The following is a 10,151-nucleotide window of genomic DNA, read 5'->3' as shown; positions in this document are numbered from 1 at the left end:
GCTTTCATATGCTGCTCAACGGCTGCAGCTTTCGCTTCATCCTGGCCGGTGGCTGGAAGGGTGACACGGTCGGTGGGCTGTACGGTGCTGCCGCGGTAGATGAATTCAGCGTTGATGGCGCTGGTCTGGGTGTCGGTGACGGGCAGTGCAAGGGCGGTGCCTGGTTCGTCGTCGTAGGGGGAGAAGTGATGGCGCGCCTTGGATACGCCCGCGTCAGCCTGGCTGACCAAAGGACCGATTTGCAGATCCGCGAACTGGAAGCAGCTGGGTGCGAGCGAATTTATAAAGACCAGGGGATCAGCGGTACCCGGGTGAGCCGTCCGGAGCTGGACCGGATGCTGGACCGTCTCGGCCCCGGGGATGAAGTCGTGGTGTGGAAACTGGACCGGTTGGGACGAAACACTCGCCACCTGCTCGAGCTCCTGGATGACTTCAAGGTGCGAGGCATCAAGTTCCGTTCCCTAAGGGACGGCATCGCCACTGACCCGGCCAGCGAGGTTGGGGGAGCGATGGCCCAGGCGATGGTCACCATCATTTCCGCTTTCGCCCAGCTTGAACGAGACCAGCTTTCGGAGCGCACCAAGGCCGGCATGGCGGTTGCAGCTGCTAACGGGCGCAAAGCAGGCCGCCGGGAAATCACGACAGACCACGAGAAGGTCAAGAGGGCACATGAACTGAAAGCTCGTGGTCTCAAGCCGACGGACATCGGAAAGATCATCGGAGTCAGCCGAGCGACCGTCTACCGATACCTCGGCATGGACTCCTGAGCTACAGAGGTGGTTGTCCCGGAAGTTGTCTTTGTGACGGCCGTTCACGGCCGATGACTTGGGACAACATTTGGGACGGAAGTATTATGCGGAAGTCGGGCTTCGGATGGCACAGCCAGTCGCCACCGGATGGCGATCATCCACGAGGGAGCATCTCGGTTCCAAGGAAGTCGGACGCTCTAGTCTTTCCTCAAGTTGTCACAGTTCCTGATAGGGATGGCCTCAATATCGTTTCGGCTGCACTCATATGGCTTCATGTGTGCCTTCTGGCCCGCCTCAGGGCTAACCAAACTTTAAACCGAAATGCCCCGCTTCCCTTCGCATACGAGCGGACGCACTGTGCCAAGAGGATGGCCGCCAGCAAGAGTGCGAGCAAGTAGATTCCACCAAACCAAATAGATACAGCATGGAGAGCTGCATCATCGTCTTCATATCTCTCGATTCCTCTGCGTGCTCCCATTGCAGCGGAAAAAGTCAAGAGGGATGGAACTGTGGACCATCCGAACCTACGGATAGTTGCATCTAAGGTTTCGCTAGCGGATAGAACAGGTATGTCTGCCAGACTGCGGTGGGCCAGCCAATCATTAGGCTTTTCAAGAGTCAGTACCTGTCGAAGAACGAAGGCTCTAGAAGGTATGAGGTTTGGTTCGATGGAGATTCCAGTTCGGCCGACCTGTACTTGAATTTTGTTCAGTTTTTCACCCCGAAGGGGTCCTATGGTGCCGAGTATCGGGGTCCCTAGATCAATTTCGAGCGGTTGCCCTCCATTGAAGTCATCGACGAGGATGTCGTGGAGGCCAACGTTCATCAACGCGACACTCACCACGTAGCAAGTTTGGGGCCGTTTACCGGCTCTCGCGATCTTAGACTTCTTCGCCACAACTTTATAAAGCAGCAGTCTTTGTTTCGTTCCACGCCTGTAGGTCAGGACAGCGGTCACCGTGGTTACGACTACGAGCATCACTGTAACGATCGAAAGAACCAGCGTCATTCGATGAATGTACCGTCCCATGCACGCCAGTGATCCTATTGAGAAGGAAGTGGAACGATGATTGGTTGCCGCCATGACTTGAGTACCGTCGCCGCTTCCGATTAGGGTCGAGATTCTTACGACCTCACTCTGTTTCCGCGCACAGGCTCCCGCGCGAGGATGCCCGTCGGGGTACTCCTGACCATCATCAAAATTCACCTCGAGGGCCATTGGGGTGAAGAATCTGGTCTTAACCAAGACACGAATGTGGGCTGTGGCCGGGTTGGTCCTGACCGGTGGATATGATCGGCGGTGACTCCGGCACCGCGCTGGATCTGATGTAAATGGGGTTTAGTGAATTTCAAGAGTCTGGCTGCATGTATTGCAGCCCTCGTGCTGTCTGTGTCGCTCACGTCGTGTGCAGGCTCCGCCGCTTCCGACCAGGCGGGGGCGGCCTCAGCGACACCAACCAGGTCGGCGCCTCCGGCCAACGGAGGAAGTTACGGGACGATCACTCAGCTGCGGGACGCAGCGGTAGGGGCCGGGGAGTCGTGCCCGTCCTGGGACGAGAAGAACAATGTGACACTCGCGTCCTCGTCAGCCACCTGCAGCGATAAGGTCGTTATGGCCATTTACGCGTCATCGACTTCACAGGACAAGCAGCTGGCAGTGTGGAAAGAATTTGGCAGCATGGTGAAAATGTCCGTTTTGGTTGGGGAGAACTGGAATTTGAGCTCTGACAAAGCCGAGTCGTTGCAAAAGAAGTTGGGTGGCACGGTCTTCAAAACCCCAGGGAAGTAGAAGGCCTTAGGGCAGGCCGCCCCGGCTGGCGAGCAGCATAGCGCTGCCGCTGTTCGGGGCGATTTCCGTTAGGCCGTTGTCACGGATCAAGGTTCCGGGACCGCCGATGCGCTGATTTCCGTTAGGGCTTTTGGTCGGCTTGCCGAGTTGAAGCTTCTCCACTCGGGGGCGCTGCTCAGCGAATCGTGGGGAAAAGAGTCCGCTTGGGTTGGGGTGCACCTGCCGACGGGACTTGGCCAGAACACTAGTTTCGTCAGTTTGGTGCCCAGCCCAGCAAGCCCATAGAGAAGCCGTCCCGGCCGGATCGGGACGGCTTCTCTATGTCCACGTTTTTGAGATGGAAGCCGCGGCCCTTACCTTTCGGGAACGTCCGGGCCGGCGGTTTCAACCTGGGAGGTTACTTCAGCGTCGCTGACCAGTTCCCGTCCGCGGTGACCGTGTAGAACCCCGGCGTCCAGACCACAGTCCCGGTGTAGGGCCCGATTTCGTTGACGAGCAGGTCCGACCGGGTGCCGTAGGAGTGGACGGCGATATTACGTGAGCCGTCGTGTGTGAACGTGGCGGCCTTGGCTGCGCCGGTGTAAGCGAAGACGTCATCCCCATGGCCAGTCATAGGTGTTGCGTCGAACGACCGGACGCTGGTCAGCGGCAGGAGCTTGACTGTCCACGGTCCGTCGGCAGTGATCTTCAGCGCCGTTGTCTCGCCGCCGCGGCCGCGGGCATCGAACAGAACGGTGCCGCTGTAGTTGCCGATCGTGTTCACGAGCAGGTCTGTGGAGTCCATCGTTTTGTCCAGAGTGTGCACGGCGAAGTTCCGGCCGCCAGCGTGCGTGATGACCGCGACCTGGGCTCCTGTTCCGTGCTTGGTAATGGTGACGATGTCGTCCCCGGCGCCGGCGTACTCCTTAGGAGCCTTGGCGGCCTCCTCCGCTGCCTTAGCCGCGGCTGCCTCCTCGGCTTTTCTGGCTGCGATATCGGCTTCGGCTTTCTTCACCGCGGCCGTGGCTTCCTTTTCGTCGTTGTACGCCGCTTCCTGAGTGGGACATAGTTCCAGGACCTTGGTGCCGGCTGCCTTGAAGGGCTCGACGTCGACGTTGATCTTCTCGCTCGTGGCCATTCCGAGGTCGGTCAGCGTCTTCGCCATGATTTCGACGTGGGGCTTGATCTCGTCGTTGGCGGTCCCGGCCACGTACTCCAGGTCGCCTGCGAGGATCTTGGCTTTGGTCTGGTCACTGGGCTTGACGGTGTCCGGTACCTTGCCCAGGAAGTTCACGGCAGCGAACAGTCGGCCCTCGTCGCCCTTGTCGAAGAGTTGGTCGCAGCTCTGGTCGGTGGTGAAGGCTGCCTTGGTGGTCTCGGCCGCTGGCGTGGCATTAGAAGACTCTCCGCCGCATCCGGTCAGCGTGATGATGGCTGCTGCAGCCGCGGCAGGGAAAAGCTTGTTCAATTGGTCCCCATTGTTCGATGAATACTCACGAATCGTACGGGATGGCGCGGTCTGTGGCCTTCAACGCCCGCGTCATAGTCCGGTGGGGGAGAGAACGCCCGCTTCGGGCAGGATTACGACCAGGTGTGCGGTGAACCGTCTAGTACGACCGCCTTAATCGCCTTCAGATGGCTGTCCCGCTTCTCGTCCCGAAGGTGTTCCAGAAGGAAGGAACTGGCACACCGTGGGGCCGCGAAGTCGTGGATGACGTCAAGGCCGACCCCTGTGGAAAGGTCCAAGTAGCGACGCAGTCGGGTACGACAGCGAGGTGTCCGCGGTGGATGGCTGTCCAGTTGAAGTTGAAGTTGAACCCGGTCAATTCCGTCGGCACACTGGCGATGCGCCAGTCAGCCTGGGGTAGAACAATGGATTGCGAGGTTCTAGCGGCTGCCGATATCTCCGGCAGGGATGGTGTTGAAGTGTGTGGTGTAACCGGTGATCTGCCATTGGCCGGTAGCTTCTTTGGTGACCGTGTAGCTGATTGTGGCGGTGGTGGTCTCGGGTGTCTGTTTTCCGTCCTGGTTTGCGACCAAGTTGTATGAGGCGTCGAAGTCGAAAGCGATCAGTTTCATGCCATTTACGTCCCCTCCCTTTACTGATGTGGGAGTCAGTGTCCGGTCGATGACGTGTGGTTGGCTTGCCCCGTACATGAGTTGATATTTGCCGTCCCGGAAGAAACCTCTTATGACTAAGGGCTTATTCTCATCTGATGAGGTGATATCCGCATACAGCACGTCGAGGTTTGAGGACTCGATTTTGTCCTTGTTTCGCGACCACCAGGCATCAATGGTTGTCCGGTCCGTGGGGTTTGCGCTGAGGGTTGAGTCGATGGTTTCTTCGGCAATAAATGTGGCAACGAAGCGCTGGGCATCCTGAATTTCGTCAGCGGTGAAGCGTTCGCTGGCTGACGGATCAACCGTTTCGGGGATGACCGTCATGGCGGGATCCTCAGCAGAAATGGTCGTCTGCAGATACTCGCCCTTGCCATCGTTGGCGAGGCCCTTGATGGGCAATGCTGTGTTGGACGACGAAACGGGCTGGCCGGTGGTTGGCGTGGTTTTTAGTGTTTCCGGTGTCGACGACGGAATTGATGACGACGTGGGTGTTTCTTCCCTGGCTGTGGGTGCTGCACAACCTGACGCAGCTAGGACGATCGCCGTCAGACCGAGTGCCGCAACCCGTAATCGAGACTTATGCGCAGCAATGTTAACCATGTTTCCCCCGGCCGCTGATGTGCTGGCCGTTGCCAACTCGATAGAAATATACACCAGCACTCCCCACCCCTTAAGGGCCTATTGAACGTCCCTGTATTGGTGTTCCAGAAAAGCTCAACATTGGGAGCTCTAAACGAGCGCGGAGGATCATCCTGATGCAAGGAAGTGAGGCTCGCCGGGTGGGGTGCGTTTCACAATACCGACCCGGTTGTGAATGCACGTGCTGGTCAAACGGCTTTGAGCAGTCAGATCGGGCCTGAACTTTCGGTTATGCTCCTCTCAGCCGGGCAATCTAATCCGGCAAAAGGACATCGCATTGGGTAGTGTCTCACTACTCGTTCAATGGGGGACAGAATGACACCACCGACTATTGCCGCAGGCATGTCTGGCTACCGCACAAAAGCACTTACTTTTTTTGGACTTGCGGGGGCATGTTTGTTACTCGCAGGATGTTCGGCTGCTGGTGGTGTGAATGAACCCGCAGCTAACCCTTTGGACCGTAGCTCCACCGGCGCCGCGCCCGTCTGGGATGTGAAAGTCGAACCGATCGCCCAACCCGTTATCGCAGACGGCGTGGCCCTCGTCTACGCAAAGGGCACAGACGGACTGAAGGTGATGGGCATCTCCGTGGCCGATGGAAAGGAACTGTGGTCCCAACTGCTGCATCCTGGCATTGCAGCGCCAGGCGTCGAGCTTGAACCCGAGGTCACGAAATTAGAGTCCGGGGTCAGCGCTGCCGTTTTTCTGCAATCAGCTCCTGCCCCGGCCGATAGCCGGGGCATTGACTGGTGGACAACGCCAGTGGCTGTGGACCTGAGAACCGGTAAAGAAATCTACCGTGGTGAATCACAGCTGGTTGATTCCCGTCCCTCGGCATGCGGAAACGAAAAAGACTTGTGCTTTACCTCGTGGGACTCCACGACCGGCAAAACCACCGAACACCGCGTGGACCTGACTTCAAGCACGGAACGTACTGGATCGGACGTCAATCCGTTGGGAGGTAACTTCCGTGTTGTCGGCGACGAGCTCTACTCCGTGGTGGATAACGGCACCGAATCACTCGCCCGCGTGTCGGAGGGAAAGAAGCTGTGGTCCACGGACGTGAAGTCGATGTTCGGGCCAGGGGCAACCACCAACTTCGGCTGGACCTTCCGCTATTCCAAGAAGCTGGACCTTTACATCGGCACCGTTGGTTCGAACCCCACAAACGAAACAGACTACGCAAAGTTGATCAAAAATGGTTTCACTGTGGACCTGACAACCCGTAAAACCGTCGGATTCCGCGCATCCACCGGCGAGGTCCTGTGGACCGCCGATGGTGCGGAAAACTGGTGCTCCAGCGGTGTAGGGAAAACCGCCACCAAACTTCAGGACGGCAACGCCCTACCGGTCCGCTGTGAATTCAAGCAAGGGACGCAGAGGCTTCCAGCCGGAGTCTATGACAATGCGATGGCGAAGTTGGTCGGATACGACCCCCTCACTGGCAAAACCGAATGGCAGACAGAGCCCATGGCGATCACCGACCTGAAAAAGCTGCTGATACCGACCAAGAGCCAAGGCGACACGATACTTACCGGCAGCGCCGATGGGCCGAAGCTCATCAGCACTGACAACGGAGAGTCCAGGCCGGCAACACCCGAGGACGTCTTCCTCTGCGCGACCACTGCCACCTACCCGTTGCCCGTCAACCCGCCATTTCCGGCGTTGCCAAAAGACAACCAAGGCTCCGGAGGAGACACTGTTTTCCCCTGCGACAAAGACGGCAAAGAGGGACCGGCACTCACCGCCGGCACCCTGAACGACATCGACACCCACGACAACGGGATCGCGGTCATCGCGCTTACCAACCAAATCTCAGGCTACAAAATCCCATAGCAGCATCTCCCCTATAACAGGACCCATACGTGAAATCCAAATCTTTCCCCTTAGCCGGCGTTCTGATGGCGGCTTTGGCCATCTCAAGCTGCTCCGCAACTCCTACCCTTGGGGCGGAAGCATCTATCGCGGCAAGTACTGCGGCTCCCACACCGTCGGCAACGCCCAGGGAACTTGTTGCCGGATACACCGGCACTCCAGCTCCCGCCGGGAAGCCCGTAGCAATGGGTGAGGTGTCATATATATGCAAAGCACCATCGCCGACCACGATCCAGCCATGGTGCTTAGCCCTGGCCTCGTTAATCAAGCAAGTACTGCCTACTTCACCCCTGAGGATCTACAGGCAGCGCAAGCCACAATCGTCAAGTTCACCGCCGAGGAAGGCATCGACTCCACCTTGAACGGCCGACTTGAAACCCCCGATCAGTGGTGGGCACGGAATCGGGAGCGTTTCCCTGTCGCGTACCAGAAGGACATTTATGAGACTGTTGTGTCGGGCCGTCCTTTTGTCCAAACAGAATCGTGGCAGAAAACCTACGAGGGCCGATATAAATACATCACCGCGGCCGACAAGACCCGCATTCACAACCGTGACATCACCGTGACAGCCGTCTGGTCACCTTCCCCCGGCGCAATCGCTGTGCAGATGAGCGTCAGTTATGAAATGCTCGCCACGCCAAACGTCGGGAGAATTGGTACCGGCATCCAGTCCAGCAACGGCAAAATGACCTACTCGGCCACCAAAGACGAAACAGGAAACTGGCTGATCGATGGCTACGACCACGAGATGAAAACTACCGAGGGCTAAAAAGCTCGGATAAGGGAGTCTTGCCGGGGCTGGTTCGTTGGGTCATCTCGGGACAAGCCGAATTAAGGGTAGCTGCGGGTGGATGCCAGCAGCACATCGCGTTTCAGGGATGTGACCGGCCGCTATGTGCACATCCAAAATGCCACCATTCGTCCTCCAGCCCGACAAAGCCTGCTGACTGTCCCACTTCCAAGGAAGTGGAACAGCCGCGTCATGAGAAAAAGCCCGCCGGTGGGAGATCGGCCGGCTTGACAACGAGAGACACTAGCGACGGTTGAATGTGACCAATATCGGTTGTCATGTGTGCCTTCTGGCCCGCCGCAGGGCTGACCAAAGTTTGTACCGAAATGCCCCAGTGTCCCTCATGTAGGAGCGAACAAACTGTGCCAACAGAGTGACCGCAAGCAAGATGGCGAGCAACCCGAGCATGCTAATCCAAAGGGCCTCACCGCGGAGAGCTTGCCCATCAACAATATTGGCGGCGCCACTTATCGCTCCCATACCAGCGCCAAGAGTAATGAGTGGCCATAGGAACCGGCGGAATGTTGCATCTGTGGTTTCGCTAGCTGACAGAACCGGTATGTCTGCCAGACTTCGGTGGGCGAGCCACTCGTTAGGCTCTTCAAGTGTCAGTACCTGTCGAAAAATGAACGCTTTAGCAGGTATGAGATTTGGTTCAATGGAAACGCTGGTTGGACCGACCCGCACTTTCACTTTGTTCAGTTTTTCACCCCGAAGGGGCCCAAGAGGGCCGATTATCTGGGCTCCTAGGTCAATTTCGAGCGGCTGCCCTCCGTTGAAGTCTTCGACGAGGATGTCGGCGAGGCCAACGTTCATCAGCGCGACACTTACTGCGTAGCAGGTTTGGGGCCGTTTTCCAGTTCCCGCGATCTTGGACTTCTTTGCCACAACTTTGTATAGCAGTAGTCTTCGTTTCGTTCCGCGCCTATAGGTCAGGACAGCGGTCACCGTAGTTATGACTATGAGGAGCACTGTAATGAGAGAAAGAACCAGCGTCATTCGATGAATGTACCGGCCCGTGCACGCCAGTGATCCTATTTGAGAAGGAACTGGGACACTTCTCGCTCGTGGCACCCTATGCTTGCAGGTTCCACTGAGATCGTTGCCCAGTGGTGCACTAGACGTAGGGATGCGACATCCTGTCGGTGGTGGAACTGTCATCATTACAAGGTGACTAACGCCAACCCCACTCTCCAGCAAGTCCTTGAACAAGCACGAAAGGCCGCATATCAATACATGGTCAAGGGTGAGACTTCCGGTCTGGACTGGGATGAAGAAACCACTACCAACATCATGCTCGTCGAGGTCCCCCCGCTGGTGAAGGTCGTTCCTTTCACCAGGAATCAAGAGGGGGCGATAAGCGGCTGCAAGACGGCGGAGCGGGTGTAGGGGCTGACTGGTTATGGTGGTGGGTTGGCGACGACGGCACGTCCTTCGGCATGCTTGTGCAAGCGAAGCGACTCAAGAAGGACAAGAAGGAACAATGGACCATCGACTTTGGATATAAGTCGGGGGAGCAGTGGAAAGATCTACACGCAACGGCGGATGTCCTCAAAGTAGCACCGAGCTACGCGCTTTATCTTGGTACTCCCAACTACAGAAAGCCCGTTGAATGCGGTGTGAAGAACCATCCTTCCGACTACGAGCAGTGTGAACGTTGCATCCGTAAATCGGTTTCGTTCTACCCGTCCGTACTGGCCGACGGTATAGGAGCAGCGCCGACAGTTGCCTATGAGCAATCAATCCCACTGGAGAGCATCGCGGATCCACAAGCGGACACTGAAACGCCTAATGCACAGAAATGGACTTACGGACTTACACCGGAGTTGAAGGAATTTATGACCACCGAAGCGGCCGGTATACCCCAGGCGGTGGCAAAACAGCTCGTATCCAAGGCGAGGGAGCGGCGATCCTTGCAATATGAACTTATGGAACTGACGCGCGAGGATCAGATCACTGAGGATTTTGTGTTCGAGTCGCTACCACTTGACCAGGGACATCTCCCCGCTCCTTACTTCCTTCAAATACTTCGGGGGTTGCGTAGAACTCCGCCGGGATACGTCCTCAATGTTTTCAACGGGGATTCACCTGTGGGACTCGACGCAACCAAATTGGCCGGCTTAGTCGTCGTCAGTGCTGGCTCCTTCAACTGAGTCGTTTCAAAACCAAGGAATTGGGACAGCCATTCTGAGGCATTAGTAGCGCGCCG

9 protein-coding genes are annotated in these 10,151 nt (G+C 57.2%); 5 read left to right on the top strand and 4 right to left on the bottom strand.

Annotated features, from left to right (window positions below):
- On the top strand, nucleotides 1-767 hold a 767-nt coding region (locus tag AC1DBN_RS20505), incomplete at its 5' end, for a recombinase family protein (protein ID WP_477724095.1).
- 253 nt (nucleotides 768-1,020) lie between these two features.
- Here AC1DBN_RS20505 and AC1DBN_RS20500 read toward each other — a convergent pair.
- The 3 genes from AC1DBN_RS20500 to AC1DBN_RS20490 form a co-directional block, all read right to left on the bottom strand.
- Nucleotides 1,021-1,758 (bottom strand): hypothetical protein, encoded by a 738-nt coding sequence (locus tag AC1DBN_RS20500; RefSeq protein ID WP_477724094.1) that lies wholly within the window; start codon nucleotides 1,756-1,758, stop codon nucleotides 1,021-1,023.
- 1,177 nt (nucleotides 1,759-2,935) lie between these two features.
- On the bottom strand, nucleotides 2,936-3,985 hold the full coding sequence (locus AC1DBN_RS20495) for a hypothetical protein (RefSeq protein WP_477724093.1): 1,050 nt from the start codon (nucleotides 3,983-3,985) through the stop codon (nucleotides 2,936-2,938).
- Between the two features lie 419 nt (nucleotides 3,986-4,404).
- Complete coding sequence (locus AC1DBN_RS20490) at nucleotides 4,405-5,298, bottom strand: hypothetical protein (RefSeq protein WP_477724092.1); 894 nt, start codon at nucleotides 5,296-5,298, stop codon at nucleotides 4,405-4,407.
- A 294-nt stretch (nucleotides 5,299-5,592) separates the two neighbouring features.
- Between AC1DBN_RS20490 and AC1DBN_RS20485 the strand changes: the two genes are divergently transcribed.
- Together AC1DBN_RS20485 and AC1DBN_RS20480 are read left to right on the top strand one after the other, a co-directional pair.
- A complete protein-coding gene (locus tag AC1DBN_RS20485; RefSeq protein WP_477724091.1) occupies nucleotides 5,593-7,113 on the top strand; it encodes a hypothetical protein in 1,521 nt (506 codons plus the stop codon).
- Nucleotides 7,114-7,357: 244 nt separating this feature from the next.
- Nucleotides 7,358-7,921: a hypothetical protein gene (locus AC1DBN_RS20480; protein ID WP_477724090.1), complete on the top strand. Its 564-nt coding sequence runs from the start codon at nucleotides 7,358-7,360 to the stop codon at nucleotides 7,919-7,921.
- Between the two features lie 297 nt (nucleotides 7,922-8,218).
- On the opposite strand, the gene AC1DBN_RS20475 is transcribed toward AC1DBN_RS20480, so the two are convergent.
- A complete protein-coding gene (locus AC1DBN_RS20475; protein WP_477724089.1) occupies nucleotides 8,219-8,941 on the bottom strand; it encodes a hypothetical protein in 723 nt (240 codons plus the stop codon).
- A 171-nt stretch (nucleotides 8,942-9,112) separates the two neighbouring features.
- On the opposite strand from AC1DBN_RS20475, the gene AC1DBN_RS20470 reads away from it, so the two are divergent.
- Together AC1DBN_RS20470 and AC1DBN_RS20465 are read left to right on the top strand one after the other, a co-directional pair.
- Complete coding sequence (locus AC1DBN_RS20470) at nucleotides 9,113-9,331, top strand: hypothetical protein (RefSeq protein WP_477724088.1); 219 nt, start codon at nucleotides 9,113-9,115, stop codon at nucleotides 9,329-9,331.
- Between the two features lie 50 nt (nucleotides 9,332-9,381).
- Nucleotides 9,382-10,095 carry a hypothetical protein gene (locus AC1DBN_RS20465; protein WP_477724087.1) on the top strand — a complete coding sequence of 238 codons (714 nt, stop codon included), beginning with the start codon at nucleotides 9,382-9,384 and terminating at the stop codon, nucleotides 10,093-10,095.
- The last annotated feature ends 56 nt before the right edge of the window (nucleotides 10,096-10,151 follow it).

The organism is Pseudarthrobacter sp. 10T415 (assembly GCF_056394175.1).
The sequence above is the reverse complement of the archived record's forward strand: the minus strand, read 5'-3'. Positions and strand labels throughout refer to the sequence as shown.

Coding starts and splice junctions, on each gene's coding strand:
- AC1DBN_RS20500 (WP_477724094.1), bottom strand. CDS start 1,758: ATGACGCTGGTTCTTTCGATCGTTACAGTGATGCTCGTAGTCGTAACC.
- AC1DBN_RS20485 (WP_477724091.1), top strand. CDS start 5,593: ATGACACCACCGACTATTGCCGCAGGCATGTCTGGCTACCGCACAAAA.
- AC1DBN_RS20480 (WP_477724090.1), top strand. CDS start 7,358: ATGCAAAGCACCATCGCCGACCACGATCCAGCCATGGTGCTTAGCCCT.
- AC1DBN_RS20475 (WP_477724089.1), bottom strand. CDS start 8,941: ATGACGCTGGTTCTTTCTCTCATTACAGTGCTCCTCATAGTCATAACT.
- AC1DBN_RS20465 (WP_477724087.1), top strand. CDS start 9,382: ATGCTTGTGCAAGCGAAGCGACTCAAGAAGGACAAGAAGGAACAATGG.